The organism is Nocardia callitridis (assembly GCF_039543305.1).
Classification (GTDB): domain Bacteria; phylum Actinomycetota; class Actinomycetes; order Mycobacteriales; family Mycobacteriaceae; genus Nocardia; species Nocardia callitridis.
Genome location: NZ_BAABJM010000001.1, coordinates 364,706 through 379,285 on the forward strand (window position 1 = coordinate 364,706; position 14,580 = coordinate 379,285).

14 protein-coding genes are annotated in these 14,580 nt (G+C 66.6%); 8 read left to right on the top strand and 6 right to left on the bottom strand.

The window, feature by feature from the left end; all coding sequences use genetic code 11:
• Positions 1-2 precede the first annotated feature (2 nt).
• Positions 3-1,181 carry an acyl-CoA dehydrogenase family protein gene (locus tag ABEA50_RS01665; protein WP_345493178.1) on the top strand — a complete coding sequence of 393 codons (1,179 nt, stop codon included), beginning with the start codon at positions 3-5 and terminating at the stop codon, positions 1,179-1,181.
• A 187-nt stretch (positions 1,182-1,368) separates the two neighbouring features.
• On the top strand, positions 1,369-1,758 hold the full coding sequence (locus ABEA50_RS01670; RefSeq protein ID WP_345493179.1) for a DUF6401 family natural product biosynthesis protein: 390 nt from the start codon (positions 1,369-1,371) through the stop codon (positions 1,756-1,758).
• Between the two features lie 102 nt (positions 1,759-1,860).
• On the opposite strand, the gene ABEA50_RS01675 is transcribed toward ABEA50_RS01670, so the two are convergent.
• Positions 1,861-2,880 (bottom strand): mechanosensitive ion channel family protein, encoded by a 1,020-nt coding sequence (locus ABEA50_RS01675; protein WP_345493180.1) that lies wholly within the window; start codon positions 2,878-2,880, stop codon positions 1,861-1,863.
• A gap of 753 nt (positions 2,881-3,633) precedes the next feature.
• Between ABEA50_RS01675 and ABEA50_RS01680 the strand changes: the two genes are divergently transcribed.
• A complete protein-coding gene (locus ABEA50_RS01680; RefSeq protein WP_345493181.1) occupies positions 3,634-4,122 on the top strand; it encodes a DUF4254 domain-containing protein in 489 nt (162 codons plus the stop codon).
• Positions 4,123-4,129: 7 nt separating this feature from the next.
• Here the strand turns inward: ABEA50_RS01680 and ABEA50_RS01685 are convergent, their stop codons facing one another.
• The gene (locus tag ABEA50_RS01685) at positions 4,130-5,530 is read right to left on the bottom strand and encodes a cystathionine beta-synthase (RefSeq protein ID WP_345493182.1); all 1,401 of its coding nucleotides are present in this window, start codon (positions 5,528-5,530) and stop codon (positions 4,130-4,132) included.
• A gap of 125 nt (positions 5,531-5,655) precedes the next feature.
• On the opposite strand from ABEA50_RS01685, the gene ABEA50_RS01690 reads away from it, so the two are divergent.
• The 3 genes from ABEA50_RS01690 to ABEA50_RS01700 all read left to right on the top strand — a co-directional run bounded on the left by ABEA50_RS01690 (position 5,656) and on the right by ABEA50_RS01700 (position 8,387).
• Complete coding sequence (locus ABEA50_RS01690) at positions 5,656-6,126, top strand: hypothetical protein (RefSeq protein WP_345493183.1); 471 nt, start codon at positions 5,656-5,658, stop codon at positions 6,124-6,126.
• A 109-nt stretch (positions 6,127-6,235) separates the two neighbouring features.
• Entirely contained in the window at positions 6,236-7,126 is an 891-nt protein-coding gene (locus ABEA50_RS01695) for an SGNH/GDSL hydrolase family protein (protein WP_345493185.1), read from the top strand.
• 40 nt (positions 7,127-7,166) lie between these two features.
• Positions 7,167-8,387, top strand: a complete 1,221-nt coding sequence (locus tag ABEA50_RS01700; RefSeq protein WP_345493186.1) for an acetyl-CoA C-acetyltransferase — start codon at positions 7,167-7,169, stop codon at positions 8,385-8,387.
• A 73-nt stretch (positions 8,388-8,460) separates the two neighbouring features.
• Here the strand turns inward: ABEA50_RS01700 and ABEA50_RS01705 are convergent, their stop codons facing one another.
• On the bottom strand, positions 8,461-9,321 hold the full coding sequence (locus tag ABEA50_RS01705) for a Bax inhibitor-1/YccA family protein (protein WP_345493187.1): 861 nt from the start codon (positions 9,319-9,321) through the stop codon (positions 8,461-8,463).
• Positions 9,322-9,480: 159 nt separating this feature from the next.
• A complete protein-coding gene (locus ABEA50_RS01710) occupies positions 9,481-10,668 on the bottom strand; it encodes a class I SAM-dependent methyltransferase (RefSeq protein ID WP_345493188.1) in 1,188 nt (395 codons plus the stop codon).
• A gap of 465 nt (positions 10,669-11,133) precedes the next feature.
• Here ABEA50_RS01710 and ABEA50_RS01715 point away from each other — a divergent pair, with 465 nt between their 5' ends.
• Both ABEA50_RS01715 and ABEA50_RS01720 read left to right on the top strand, forming a co-directional pair.
• Positions 11,134-11,727 (top strand): AMIN-like domain-containing (lipo)protein, encoded by a 594-nt coding sequence (locus tag ABEA50_RS01715; RefSeq protein WP_345493189.1) that lies wholly within the window; start codon positions 11,134-11,136, stop codon positions 11,725-11,727.
• A 104-nt stretch (positions 11,728-11,831) separates the two neighbouring features.
• On the top strand, positions 11,832-12,386 hold the full coding sequence (locus tag ABEA50_RS01720; protein WP_345493190.1) for a hypothetical protein: 555 nt from the start codon (positions 11,832-11,834) through the stop codon (positions 12,384-12,386).
• A gap of 73 nt (positions 12,387-12,459) precedes the next feature.
• Here the strand turns inward: ABEA50_RS01720 and ABEA50_RS01725 are convergent, their stop codons facing one another.
• Together ABEA50_RS01725 and ABEA50_RS01730 are read right to left on the bottom strand one after the other, a co-directional pair.
• Positions 12,460-12,795, bottom strand: coding sequence for a hypothetical protein (locus ABEA50_RS01725; protein WP_345493191.1), 336 nt, complete (start codon positions 12,793-12,795; stop codon positions 12,460-12,462).
• 113 nt (positions 12,796-12,908) lie between these two features.
• Positions 12,909-14,570, bottom strand: a complete 1,662-nt coding sequence (locus ABEA50_RS01730; protein WP_345493193.1) for a three-helix bundle dimerization domain-containing protein — start codon at positions 14,568-14,570, stop codon at positions 12,909-12,911.
• Positions 14,571-14,580 lie beyond the last annotated feature (10 nt).

Genomic DNA, 14,580 nt, shown 5'->3' on the forward strand with positions numbered 1-14,580 from the left:
GCATGGTGACTGTCGAAGAATTGTTCGCGATCGATGCCCTGGTGACCGAAGACGAGCGGGAGATCCGCGACACCGTCGCCGCATTCGCGACGCAGCGCCTGCGCCCACACGTCGCCGACTGGTTCGAGTCGGGCATCTTCCCCGCACGCGAGCTCGCACCCGAACTCGGCAGGCTCGGCCTTTTCGGCATGCATCTCGAGGGCTATGGCTGCGCGGGACTTTCCGCGACCACCTACGGACTTGCCTGCCAGGAGTTGGAGGCGGTCGATTCCGGGGTGCGCAGCATGGTGTCGGTGCAGGGGTCGCTGGCGATGACCGCGATTCACAAGTACGGCTCCGAGGAGCAGAAGCAGCAGTGGCTGCCGGAGCTGGCGGCGGGGCGCGCGCTGGGATGCTTCGGGCTCACCGAACCCGATTTCGGTTCCAATCCCGCGGGCATGCGCACCAGGGCCAAGCGCGACGGCGACGACTGGGTGCTCAACGGTTCGAAGATGTGGATCACCAACGGCTCGGTGGCGGACGTGGCGGTGGTGTGGGCGCGCGCCGAGGACGGCGACGCCAAGCCTGCGGTCCGCGGCTTCCTGGTCCCGACCGATACCCCGGGATTCACCGCACGGGAGATGCACCGCAAGCTGTCGCTGCGCGCCTCGGTGACCGCGGAGTTGGACTTCGACGACGTCCGATTGCCCGCCGATGCCGTACTGCCCGAGTCGCGTGGGTTGTCCGCGCCGCTGGGCTGCCTGAGCGAGGCCAGGTTCGGCATCATCTTCGGTGCGCTCGGGGCGGCGCGTGATTGTTTGGCGACCACGATCGAGTACGCGCGGACCCGTGAGGTGTTCGACAAGCCGTTGGCCGCCTATCAGCTCACGCAGGCCAAGCTGGCCGACATGGCGCTCGAATTCGGCAAGGGTCAGCTGTTGGCACTGCATCTTGGCCGGTTGAAGGATCGCGGCGAGGTGAGTCCCGAGCAGGTCAGTGCGGGCAAGCTCAACAGCACGCGCGAAGCCATCGCGATCGCGCGCGAATGTCGCACCATCCTCGGCGCCAACGGCATCACGCTGGATTACCCGGTGTTGCGTCATGCCAACAACCTGGAGTCGGTGCTCACCTACGAGGGCACCGCGGAGGTGCACCAGCTGGTCCTCGGCAAGGCACTCACCGACGCCAACGCTTTCCGGTGAGCATCGGCGCTCGGTGAATCCGCCCTCGGCAGCCGAGTCCTCCCGGTGACCGGGCGTTCACCATCGAGAGCGATTCACCACCAAAGAAACTCGTGCCGAGTATTTGCTGAGCAACCACAGCAACCTCCTTCGAATTGAGTAGAAGATCACAGTTTGATAAATGCTGCGTGATTGCTAGCCTGAGGGCATGTTTATGCTCGGCCCCGCGCTGCTCGAAGTGTCGGCACGCAAGATTCTGAACCGCCTACACGCGACGCACGGGGTTCCGGCTTTTGCTGCCGCTGCCGAGCATCCCGCACTGTCGGCGGCCATCGACCAGCACGCCGCCGCTGTCCGCGACATCTTGTCGATGGGCATCGACGGCGCGACCAAGGTGCCGCCGAATGTGCTGCTCGCCGGTTACGCGCGCGGGTTGCTCGATCAGGCCGACGAGCCTGCCGACGGCAGCGTTCCGGCGCTGCACGACCCCGCACCGCTGGATGTCGACGAGTGGTTGACGACGAACTGGCTGCATCTGCGCCTCGCGGGTGTGTGCCTGCACGCCAGCAGCTACACCACGGGGCGAACCCCGGCTTGACCCAGCTCATCTGAACAAAAGCAGCGCGTCCGCCACGGCTTACCGTGGCGGACGCGCTTGTCTCGCAATGATTCTCGGTTCTCGCGGCTCAGCTCTCGCGACTCAGCGCAGGTCGCCGGGCTCACGGAAGCCGGGGTAGTCGCCCGAACGCGGGTACCCGGACTGCGGGAAGTCGGGCCTCGGGTACTCACCACGCTGACCGGAGGTCCCACCTTCTCGAGTCGGGCCGCCCGGCCGCGACGGGCCGCCTTCCGGCCGCGACGAGCCGCCCTGCTGGTAGCCGCCCTGGGTGTAGCGACCGCTGCCCTGCACGACGCCTTCGTCTTCCCACTGCCTGCCCTGCGCGGGCTGGGCTTGGCCGCCGCGGTTGTGCTGCTCACGCCACAGCTGCTCGCGATCGGCGTCCTCACGGCCACGTTGGAAGGCCTGCGCGTGCCCCTTGACCGCGGGCATCTCCTCTTCCAGCCCGCTGAGCCAGCCTTCCCAGCGCTGCTGCATCGGCCGGATCAGACCGCCGCCGACACCGACGATCATGATGCCGCCGATGGTGGCGAGGACGGTGATGAGAATCGGTGCTGTGACCGAAACGGCCACACCGACCTGGCTCAACGCCGCGATGATGCCGATGCCCCAGATGAACACGGAGGCGATCTTGCCCAGGGTCGCGCCGTAGGACAGGCCGCCGAGCATGCTGCCGACCATCTCGTTGACGGCGTGCGCGATGGCACCCGCGATCACGACGATCAGGAGCGCGACGAACAGCTTCGGCAGCCAGCCGACGATGGCGTTGAGCATGTCACTGACCGGATTGGCCCCGAAGGTGCCGAAGCCCATTTGGAGGGCGATCAGCAGGATCGCGTAGTACACGACCTTGGCGAGGATGTCGGAGGCGTCGTAGTCGCTGCGGTCCAGCGCTCGCTTGATGCCGCCACGCTCGACGAGCCGATCGAAACCGACCTTCGCGAGTACGCGACTGACCAGTGCCGAGACGACCTTCGCGATGATCCAGCCGATGAGCAGGATGATGATGAATCCGACGAGCTTGGGGACGAACGTGGCGATGGAACTCCACGCACTCGATAGCCCCTGCTGGAAATCGATAGCCAAACTGGAGGTGTACATGCCCTTCCCTTCGCTATCCGAATGCGCCATGGCGGTTTGCCGAGGCTACTTCATGGCCGGTTATACCCTTAGCACATCACTTGAACCCACCGTTTGCAGCCAATTTGCTATTTCGATGCGTCGGCGTGCCGCACACGATCACACCGCGACCCGTCGGCGGGCAGCATCGCGTTGAGAACTCGCCGAGTCACCGACGTTCGACTCGTCGTCGACACTGTGATTCAGCTCAGTCCGCACCGGGATTCCCCATGGTGGAGGCATCGATCACAGCCGCGCGCGGCACGCGGCGGCGACGCACGGCGCGGGCGCCGAAGGGCAGTCTGAAATCGCTCCGACGCAAGGCTTTTCGTGGTCGCCGCACCGGCGATAACGGCGCGGGCCGAACCCCTCCCTGCCCTTCGACCGTAATTAGGTGTATGCCAAGCTGGGCGGCATCGCACCTGACGCGGGCCGATGCCGTAGCGCGAACACCCACGTCGCGATGATCGAATCCGGTTGCGGACCGGTCGATTTCAGGTCGATACCGCCATCGATCTCACATCGGGCGTGCCGGAACGAGGAGAAAATTGTTACGAGTTGTCATCGCGGTGCCATCTTCCTGTCACCGAAATGCCGAGATCGAAGGAGCACGCTATCTTCGGATTCGGCATCTGGGCAATGCCTCCCGACAACCACCCCGGAGGTGCACGATGACTGCGCGGACACACGACCCCGTCGCTCGAGCGACGGGCCCGAGTAATTCGGGAGATCGCCGTGTTCGTGCGTGAGCGCATCTCGGGCTCCCCGTCTTTGCCCGCGTCACCCGGTTCTGTCACCCGACTACCGCTGCCCGACCAACGGGATCTGGTCGCCGCGTTCGGCGGCCACCGTTGTGTGCTCGACGATCACCCGATGATCGCCTGGGCGCGCGCGCTCGCCGCGCTACACCGGCAACGCCACGCCGAACCGCTGAGCACCGCCGGAATAGATTGCCGCCGTGCGGAATTGGTCGCCGCGATCGACCGGTGGGTCGCCGGATTGCCACGCCGAGGTGCCACCACACACCTGTGCACCGAGCCGCTCGGCGCCACCGTGGATCGCATGGCCGCCGCGCACGTACACGCCAGCCACCTGCTGCACACCGCGGAAAAGGTCTCCGACGACCGCGTCCATGCCGCCTGGTACCGCCTCGCGCTGCTGGCCGACGAGTGGACCGACATGGTCACCGGCGCCACCCGATCGCAGGCACGGGAAGCGAAGTAGGAACAACTCAGCGCCGCACGCCAGCGATCACGCCGGTGCTCAGAAAACCCAGCAGGTCGTGGCGGGTGATCACGCCGACGGGCTTGCCGTCTTCCACCACCATCAGCGCATCGGTGTCCGACAACGCCTTGGTCGCCGACGAGAGCGGTTCACCGGAACCGATCAGCGGAAACGACGGGCTCATGTGCTGCGCCACGGAATCGGTGAGCTGCGCGCGACCCTCGAATACCGCCGAGAGCAGGTCGCGTTCGGACACACTGCCCGCGACCTCACCCGCCATCACCGGCGGCTCGGCGCCGACGACCGGCATCTGCGAGACGCCGTATTCGCGCAGGATCTCGATCGCATCGCGCAGCGTTTCCGAAGGGTGGGTGTGCACCAGGGCGGGCAACACACCCGACTTGTCGCGCAGCACGTCGCCGACCAAGGGTTCGGCCACCGATCCGTCGAGGCGCTCGCGCAGGAACCCGTAGGAACTCATCCACTTGTCGTTGAAGATCTTCGACAGGTAGCCGCGACCACCGTCGGGCAGCAGCACCACCACCACGGCGTCCGGGTCTCGTCGCGCCACCTCGATCGCCGCGACGACCGCCATGCCGCACGAACCGCCGACGAGCAGGCCCTCCTCGCGGGCCAGACGCCTGGTCATGTCGAAGGAGTCGGCGTCGGAGACCGCGATGATCTCGTCCGCGATGGCGGGGTCGTAGGCCGAGGGCCAGAAGTCCTCGCCGACGCCTTCCACCAGGTAGGGCCGACCGGTGCCACCGGAGTAGACCGAGCCCTCGGGGTCGGCGCCGATCACCTTGACCTTGCCGCCGGAGATCTCTTTGAGGTAGCGACCGGCGCCGGTGATGGTGCCGCCGGTGCCGACGCCCGCGATGAAATGGGTCACCGTGCCGTCGGTGTCGCGCCAGATTTCCGGACCGGTGGTCTCGTAATGGCTTTCGGGGCCGCCCGGGTTGGAGTACTGGTCGGGCTTCCACGCGCCGTCGATCTCGCGCACCAGGCGGTCGGAGACGCTGTAGTAGCTGTCGGGGTGGTCGGGCGGAACGGCGGTCGGGCAGACGACGACCTCGGCGCCGTAGGCGCGCAACACGTTGCGCTTGTCCTCGCTGACCTTGTCCGGGCAGACGAACACGCAGTGGTATCCGCGCTGTTGCGCGACCAGCGCGAGCCCGACACCGGTGTTGCCCGAGGTGGGTTCGACGATGGTGCCGCCTTCGCGCAGCAAACCCTGCTGCTCAGCGGCCTCGATCATCTTCACGGCGATCCGGTCCTTGGAGCTGCCGCCGGGGTTGAGGTACTCGATTTTGGCGGCGACCAGGCCCGCATTCGGACCCACCACCGAGTTCAATCGAACAAGGGGCGTGTTGCCGATGAGGTCGACGACGTGATCCGCGATGCGCATGCCTCCATCGTCGCAGACGCGCCCATCGCGGGTTCACACACGCCGTCTACAGCGCACTTCGGGCAACCGAACTCACCCGGCGGGCCACCGCGACAAGGCGGCGACCCGCGCTTAGGATCCCTGCCATGAGGCAGCCGAACGTCGCTCGTGTCGTAGCGGTCGCAGCCGTCGTGGCCGGATCGGCCATCGCAGCGACCATCGGATCGTCCGCGCAGGCAAGCGCGGCGACCGTCGCGTTTCCCGATGTCCCCACGCTCGCCAACGGCGGAGTGTGCTGGACCACCATCAACAGCTGGGCCGATACTTCCCCCGCGACGCCGGGGCGCGCGATCCTCAATGTCCGGGCGGCGCCGGTCAGCGGTGTCGGGTCGGGCCAGTACCCGTTCGCCCCGCTCTGCGAGGTCCGCACGACGGTGGCTTGGCACAATCTCGACACCGGGGCGGCGGGCCGTTTCGACAACATTGTCGCGACCGGCATCTACGGCAGCATCCAGTACTCGTTGTTCCAGGACACGGGCCCCGGCCGGGTCGAGGTCACCGTGTCCACCGACACCGCCAACATTCCCGCGCACGCCACCTTCGACGTTCCCGGCTGACCTCGCCGATCGCGCCACTTTTGCTTGCCGGAAACCCGCGCAACTGATTTCGTAGAGATATGGGCAATGCGTCGGGTGCACCCGGCTGGTCGGAAGGTTCGGTGCGGTGGTGAACGCGCCGAGAAGCAGGTGGCGTAAGGCCGCGGTCACCGGGGCGGCGACGGCGGTGGCCGGTTCGGGCGCTTACACGGCGTGGTGGGCGGTCACCAAACTGCTGATGGCACAGGCGGGTACGGCGCGCGGCGTCATCGGTCGCGACACCTCGAAGCCGCCGGAAGCCGACGGTATCTACACCAGAGCGTGTGCCGCGCCGCAGCGCTGGCGGACCGGCGAGCAGGCTGACGTGCATCTGATGGTGTTCGGCGATTCCACCGCGGCCGGTGTGGGCTGCCGCGTCGCCGAGGAGGTGCCGGGTGTGCGCATCGCGCGCGGCCTCGCGGATACGTTGGGGTTGCGAATTCGGTTGAGCACCAAGGCCATTTCGGGTGCGACTTCGAAGGGGTTGGCGGGTCAGGTCGACGCGATGTTCGTCGCGGGCCCGCCGCCGGACGTGGCGGTGATTCTGATCGGCGCCAACGACATCACCAAGAAGCATTCGGTGCGCGCCTCGGCGAAGCGTCTCGGATCGGCGGTCGCGCGGCTGCGCGCGGCCGACAGCGTCGTCGTGGTCGGCACCTGCCCGAATCTCGGCACCGTGACCGCCATCGCGCAACCGTTGCGCTCGGTGGTGCACAACTGGAGTGTGCGGTTGGCGCGCGCGCAGATCGTGGCGTGTACGGAGGCGGGAGGACGACCGGTTCCGATGGGGTATCTGCTGGCCCCCGAGTTCCGCGCGCAACCCGAATTATTGTTCTCCGAGGACGGTTTTCACCCCTCGGCCGCGGGGTACGCACTGGCTGCCGCGCAGTTGCTTCCGGTGGTGGTCGCGGAGCTCGGCGAGCGAGCCCCCACTTTCGATCGACCCGTGCGCGACGTAGATTCGATACGAACCCGCAAGTAACAAACCGGTTTCGCACAGTCCGTCCTACAAAGGAGACCTCATGCCTGAGGCCGTCATCGTTTCGACCGCACGCTCCCCGATCGGACGGGCCCGCAAGGGCTCCCTGGTCGACCTGCGGCCCGACGATCTGACCGCTCAGATCGTGCGAGCAGCGCTCGACAAGGTGCCCGCTCTGGACCCGGCCACGATCGATGATCTGATCCTCGGCTGCGGTTCCCCCGCCGGCGAGCAGGGCTTCAATATCGCGCGCGTGGTGGCCGTCGAGCTCGGCTACGACTACCTGCCCGGCACCACCGTGCACCGCTACTGCGCCTCGTCGTTGCAGTCGACCAGGATGGCGTTCCACGCGATCAAGGCGGGCGAGGGTGATGTGTTCCTCTCCGCCGGTGTCGAGGCGGTGTCGCGGTACGTGCACGGTTCGGCCGACAGCTGGCCGGACACGCAGAACCCGCTGTTCGGTGACGCCATCGCGCGCACCGCGAAGACCGCCGAAGGCGGCGCGGGTGTCTGGCACGATCCGAGGCAGGACGGCCTGATCCCCGACGTCTACATCGCGATGGGCCAGACCGCCGAGAACGTCGCGAACTCCACCGGCATCAGCCGTGCGGACCAGGACCACTGGGGTGTGCGTTCGCAGAACCGCGCCGAGGCGGCGATCGCGAGCGGCTTCTTCGAGCGCGAGATCACCCCGGTCACGCTGCCCGACGGGACCGTGGTGTCCAAGGACGACGGCCCGCGCGCCGGTGTCACCTACGAGGCGGTCAGCCAGCTGAAGCCGGTGTTCCGCCCGGACGGCACGATCACGGCGGGCAACTGTTGCCCGCTCAACGACGGCGCGGCGGCACTGGTGATCATGAGTGATACCAAGGCCAAGGAGCTGGGTCTGACGCCGCTGGCGCGCATTGTCTCGACCGGTGTCTCGGGTCTGTCGCCGGAGATCATGGGTCTCGGTCCGATCGAGGCGTGCAAGCGCGCGTTGGCCTTGGCGGGCAAGACGATCGACGACATCGATCTGGTCGAGATCAACGAGGCATTCGCGGTGCAGGTGCTCGGTTCGGCGCGCGAGCTGAAGATCGATGAGGACAAGCTGAACGTCTCCGGCGGCGCGATCGCGCTCGGGCACCCGTTCGGCATGACCGGTGCGCGGATCGCGACCACCTTGATCAACAACTTGCAGACCCACGACAAGCAATTCGGCCTGGAGTCGATGTGTGTGGGTGGCGGTCAGGGTATGGCGATGGTGATCGAGCGACTCAGCTGAGTCCGACCCACACAGAAAATGGCCGCCGCCGGAGTTCCCGGCGGCGGCCATTTTCTGTGTGTGGCGCGCGGTATCAGTTGCGCTGGAAGTAGCTCAGCAGTCGCAGGATCTCGACGTAGAGCCACACCAGGGTGACGGTGAGGCCGAGCGCGACGCCCCATGCCGCCTTCTCCGGCGCCTGGGCACGGATCAGTTGGTCGGCGGCGTCGAAGTCGAGCAGGAAGCTGAACGCGGCGATGCCGATGCAGACCAGGCTGAAGATGATGGCGAGCGGGCCGCCGTCACGCAGGCCGAGGCCGCCGTCGGTGAAGAAGCTGGCGATCAGGTTGCCGAGCATGAGCACGACCACGCCGATCATGGCGCCGACGATCATCCTGGTGAGCCGGGGCGTGACCCGGATGGCACCGGTCTTGTAGACCACGAGCATTCCGGCGAACACACCGAAGGTGCCGAGCACAGCCTGCGCGATCAGCGTGCTTCCGCCGACACCGCCGAATTCGACGTTGGTGAACATGAACGACAGCGCACCGATGAACAGGCCCTCGAACACCGAGTAGGCCAGCACGACGGCCGGATTGTCCATCTTGCGGCCGAAGGTCGCGAACAGCACGAGGCCGAGGCCGATCAGGCCACCACCGATGACGAACAGCGGCGCGAGGCTGTTGTTCATGTCCGTGAGGACGTAGGCGATGACCGCGGAGACGGCGAGCAGGCCGAGCGTCATGGCGGTCTTGGTCACCACGTCGTCGATGGTCATCGAGCGGGTGGCGGGCTGCTGGTAATCCTGGTACTGCTGCGGCGGATACTGCTGGCCGTATTGCTGACCAACCTGACCCGCGCCGGTCATGCCAGACCCGAAGTTCGCGTATCCGGCAGATCCACCGCCTTCCTGCTTGGGCAGGTTCTTGAAGACCGGATTGCTAGTGGTACGCAAGGTCGTCCCTTTCTGGGGTCGTTGCCGCTGTCACGAGTTTTCACGCCTCGTTGTCGCGGTACTCGGATCGCGTGCACTCGAGATCCAACTCATCGGTTCAACGTTCGGCGCAAAGTATGAGTTCCCGGACTCACTACGATCAGCCGGACAATTCGGACTCTACCGTTGCCGGACCTCGCGCAGGCCACGCACCGATCGAGTGACCGTGAATTTTCGGTTGCGACCGATCACCTCGGTGTGCCCGACCAGCCGCTCGACCAGGCTTCGGTAGTTGAGGTGTGAGTTGTAGACGATCCACAATTCGCCGCCCGGCCGAAGCACGCGCCCGGTCTCGGTGAACATCTTGATCGCCGAACCGGTGTGCACGGCGGCGCCGACATGGAAGGGCGGATTGCACAGCACCAGGTCGGCGCTGTTGTCCGCGGCCGAGGACATGGCGTCGTCACGCACCACGCTCACCCGGTCGGCGACGTCATTGGCGCGCACGGTCGCCGCGGCCGATCCCACCGCGGCACTGGATTGGTCGGTGCCGAGGACCTTGATGCCCTCGCGTGCCTTGGCCAGCGCGACGGCCATGATGCCGGTGCCGCAGCCGAGATCGATGGCGTCACGGGCGTCGGGCTTCATCCAACGCAGGTGGCGCAGCAGAAAACGGGTCCCGATGTCGAGCCTGGTGCCGGAGAACGCCGCGCCGTGCGCCACCACCGCTAGTTCGTCGAGTGGGACTCCACCGGCCACCGCGATGCCGAGATCGCGCAGGTGCTCACGCACCGGGAAGGGCGGCGCGTCGTCGACCGGTTTGGGACCGTGGACCAACAGGGTGCGGGATTTCTGTCGGCCTCGGCTCGCGCGGACTTCCGAGAACGATTCGGCCAGTACGTCGTTCATCGATTTGGTGAGATGTTTGTCGCGTCCGCCCGCGAATATCCGCACCTCGGGTGCCGCGTAGCGTGCGATGGCGTCGGCGATCTCGGCGAGCCCGGCCAACGCGCGCGGTAATCGGAGCAACACCACCTGGACACCGTCGAGCAATCGGTGGTCGAGCGGGTAGCTGGTGTAGCGGTCGGTGTATCCGATCGTGCGCGCGTTGTTGGCCAGCGCGCGCTCGCCCGTGAGCAGGTCTTGGTGCACCCGCAGGTCGCGTAGGTGGTGGCGAGCGATCGCGCCGAGGGTGAGCGCACCGTAGCCGTCACCGATAACGGCTACCTTTCCGCTATCGACGGAATCCAGCGCTTCGGCGGCCACGTCGAGGATCAATCGATCGGCGGCATCGACGGCGTAGAGGTTCTGCGCCTCCACATCCGGGTACCGGCGCAATCGACCCAGTACGTCTTCGACTTCTCCCACGCGTCAAGTGTGCTAGATCGTTGCCGTTGCCGTGCAGCGACCCCGCAGTATCGGCGCACGCGACCCCCGTCACGGGCGTATTCGCGCGGTATTACCGTGCCTCGCAGTACTTCTCGAGCAACCACCGAAGCCACACTCCGCCCGCGAACCGTCGCCCGAGACGGTTCCGGCGCCACACCACGGTTGGCGCACCCACGGGTAGGCCACCATCGATCGTCCCGGCCTACCTCGAACAACACGCGACCGTGCAACGACGACGCGATCATCGGCACCGATCTCCCACCCCGTGCTGATCACCGTGGCGTATCCGGCTTTTCGAACCGCGCACCCTGAAATCACCCGCGTTCGCCCCTGATCGGCCGCCCACGCACCGCGCGCAGGCGCCGCCGAGGGCAAACCTCGGGAGAATTTCGCCGACACCGCAAATCCCCGGCGTCGGCTACCGATGCGCCTAGCATCGGCCACATGCGCAAAGCAACGGTGTCCACGGCCGTCTCAGCTCTCGTTCTCACCGCGACGGCGGCATTGCTGACCAGCTGCGGCGAGCAACGAACCCCCACCGAGGCCCCCACGCCGAGCACGACGCAGAGCGGAACACTCGCCGAGGCGCCACCGACCCCGCGCGACGCGCTGACCAAGCGCGGCGACGCCTCCCCCGGCGCTGGCCTCACCGTGTCGAACATCGAGGTCGGCGCGCATCCCGGATTCGACCGTGTCGTCTACGAGCTCGGTGGCACCGGGGTACCGGGTTGGGTCGTGCAGTACACCGACCAGGCCACCCAGGACGGCAGCGGCCGACCCGTCGATGTCGCGGGCCGTTCCGTTCTCGAGGTCAGGATCCTCGGTTCGGCCTATCCGTTCGACAGCGGTGTCGAACCGTATTCCGGCCCCGACCCCGCGACCGGTGCTGACGCGTCCACCGTCGCCGGGGTCTATCGCAACACCGTCTTCGAGGGCACCACACAGTCGTTCATCGGCATCGAGGGCGATCGACCAGGCTTCTCGGTGTCCACGCTCGCCGATCCGACGCGACTGGTCATCGACGTGGCCACCGAGTAGTCCGACCGGTCGAGGCAGTCCCCACGTCAGGAAGTACGGTCGAAATGTCCGGCGTGCCGATTCGTTGTACTGTCCGGGTTTCGTCGAGGGGAAGAGAGACCGAAATGCGACGACGATTCGAGCGCGCTGGCCTGTTCGTGGCCGCGGCCGCCCTCGCTGGCGGAGTGCTGACGGTCGGTGCGTGCGCACAGCAGGTTTCCGGCAATGCCCAGGTCAACACCGCTGATCTGTCGGCATACACCTCCGAGGTGACCGCGTCCTCGATCGCCGCGTCGTCCTCGCGCGCCGCGGCCGTCGAAGACGCTACGGGCGCCGCGTGTGACGCCTTTCTCACCGCGAACGGTAGTTCGGTCAAGGTCTTCAACGAATACATCGACGTGAGCAACAGCAAGGGCCGTGACGACCCGGAAGTGAACACCAAGGCCGACGCCGCCGTCGGGGCATTGCACGACAACGCGAGTTCGGTCGACACCGCCGTCACCCCCGATGTGCCGAGCAATGTCGCCGACCCGCTGCACGCCTACCGCGATGACAGCAACGCGCTGGCCGACACCCTCGGCAGCCGCGCCGACACCGACACACTCAATGTCGCCGTCGACAAGTTCAACGCGACCAAGGACACCGCGCTCAACGCGTGCAAGGGCCACGGCAGCCGCTAGCGGCGTCGGCCCCACCGGGCGGTCAGGAATCGGTGTGCGGAGCTAGCGCGCGGGCCTCGTTCGTCCGTCGCGGTTATTCCTCGCGGGCAATCACCTGCCACGCGGAGGACTCACCGGGAGAGTCGAGTTCGGTGTCCGCGCGGCTGCGTCGACGCTCCAGCGCGATCAGGCCGAGACCACCAGCGAGCGTGACCACCGCGAGTATCCCGAAGACCACGGCGACGCCGACCGCCGAAGACCATCCCGCCACCAGGGTCACCAGTACGGCGACGAAAGCGATGCCGAACAGCACGTAGGCGGCCCAATTCCTGGTGTCGGCCAGGGTTTCTCCCGGCTGTAGCGCCGACTGCCTCGTGATGTCTTGCGCGTCGTCGAGCGGTGGAATCTCCCAGTGCTCATTCGATGTCATCTCATCACCTCACGCCACGGCCCGAGCGACCAACCGGTACCTCATGATCGAGAAGTGCCCGATTCGGCCGCCGCGAAACAACTACGGCGCAGACGTCATCGACGCAGACAGACTCAGTTGTAGGACTTGGTGACTCCGTCGATCAGGTGCTCCAACGTCTCATAGGTGGGCGGGGCAACCACATCGAGCAGGTCGGCGGCCACGGGCACACCGTGTTCGGCGACGACCGCGCCGAACTGCGCGGGATCGCCGGTGCGGAAACCGTGTTCGGCGGCAAGTCGCTGGAGGCCCTTGTCTTCCGACAGCAGTTGTCCGAGCCGGTCGCCGGAGTCACCGAGCGGAATCAGGGTGTGCCGCGACCACACCGTCGGCCCCGGATAGAGCAGCCGCATCTCGGGGGTGGTCTTGCCCTGCGCCGCGGCCTCGACGAACTGCGATTCGTAGATCCATGCCAGCGGTGTCGGCCCCATTCCACCGGCCAGGTAGTTACCGAAGGGGCCTTCGCTGGAGTTCTCCGTGTATCCCTGTCCGACGAAAAGCCTTGACAAGGTGGGTATCACGTCTTGTTCGGCGGGTGTGCCCTGCACGATGGTTTCGTTGTTGGCAACGTAGCTCGCGGCGGCGAGGTACAGGGCTGCGGAGTTGGAGCTGCGCGGGTCGGTGGTGGAGATCAGGATGTTCTTGCCGACGGGATAGGCGGTGTTGCCGGGCAGTTGGTCCCAACGCGTGTTGTTGCCGACCAGTTTCAGGTAGGCACCGACGTCGAGGGTCGGTGTCGGACCGGGACCGACCACACCCGCCCGCGTCAGCACGTCCACGATCGGCGCGAAGGTGGCGATCGCCATCGGCGAGGAGAACGGAATGTAGCGGGTGTTCACCTTGCGCTGGCGCTGGATCTGCTCGGCCGTGATCTCACTGGAGGGAAACGCGAAGTCGTACCGGTCGAGGTCGGTGGAGGTGGCGATCTGACGCGATCCCGCGGGTTGCACGTCGACCTGTAAACCGTTGCGTGCCAGGGTATCCACGACCTTCGGGTCTTGGAAGAACGCCATCTTCTCCGAGCCGACCACCCCGTGCACGACGGTGAGCGCCTGCGCGGGCGCGGCGGTCGGTGCTTCGGCGGCGGGCTTGCGCACCGTGAACCCCACCGCGACCACCACGAGTACGAGCGCCACGATCAGCCCGGTCGATACGAGCCGCCGATTCGCCGACCATGCGGCACCGAGGGCGGCAAGCACCCCGCCGGAATCATCGTCCGAGGCGTGCTTGCCTAGGCCGGGTTTCGTTGCCGTGGTTGATGTTCGGGCGCCGTTGGTGACACCGGTCGAATGACTCGGCACCGCGGGATCGGCCGAATCGACAACACCTTCACTGGCATCCGCATCGATCGAGCCGTGTGCGCCGGCCGGCCCGGCCGCGTGCGACGAACCAGTGTGGTCGCCGACGACAGGCGCTGGCGTCGAATCCGGTTGGGGCGCTTGCTCCGGGACCACCGCGTCGGATGCCTCGGTGGTCGCATTCGGCGAGGCGGACGTAGCGGGCGATCCCACGACCGACCCCACCGCCGAATCCTTCTTGCCCGCAAGTCTTCTGCGGGCGACACGCTCGACCAGGATCGGCACGAATTGCCGTACCGGATGTCCACCGAACTGTTGGCGCGCCACGCCCACCGCGCGTTCCACCTGCTCGACGGAATGGGTATCGGCGAAGTCTCGCACCAGCTGATCGGTCATCTGACGAATCGCCTGCTCTTCGCGGACGGTAGCGACAACCACGACAATCTCC